Genomic DNA, 416 nt, shown 5'->3' with positions numbered 1-416 from the left:
AGGTAAGGCAGCTTGCGCCCGGCGCCATCGTTCCGCTCGCCAATGTGACGAAGGAGACGGTCGACATCATCGCCAACGGCAAACGCGTAGGCCGTGGCGAGATCGTGCGGATTGGGGAGAGCCTGGGCGTGCGGATCGCCCGCATGTTCGACAATGCTTGACAATTCGCCCAACCTGCTTGGGATTCTGATTGCCGTCGGCTTCGTCGGTTTGCTGCCGCTGGCAGTCGTCACCATGACCGGATTCCTGAAAATCTCGGTCGTGCTGTTCCTCATCCGCAATGCGCTCGGCGTCCAGCAGATGCCGCCCAATTTGGTCCTCTACGGCATAGCGCTCGTGCTCACGGTCTATGTCACGACGCCATTGCTGAGCGAGATGACGGGCCGGCTTCAGGAAGGGCAGGTTCAGTTCCAGAC

At 60.8% G+C, this 416-nt stretch carries 1 pseudogene; it reads left to right on the top strand.

Annotated elements, in window-relative coordinates:
• Positions 1-153: 153 nt before the first annotated feature.
• A pseudogene (locus EN884_RS38275) lies at positions 154-416 on the top strand (EscR/YscR/HrcR family type III secretion system export apparatus protein); the annotation flags it as partial.

The organism is Mesorhizobium sp. M7A.F.Ca.AU.001.01.1.1 (assembly GCF_004022735.1).
GTDB classification, from domain to species: domain Bacteria; phylum Pseudomonadota; class Alphaproteobacteria; order Rhizobiales; family Rhizobiaceae; genus Mesorhizobium; species Mesorhizobium ciceri.
Note: the sequence above shows the minus strand (reverse complement) of the source record. Positions and strands in the feature narration are given on the sequence as shown.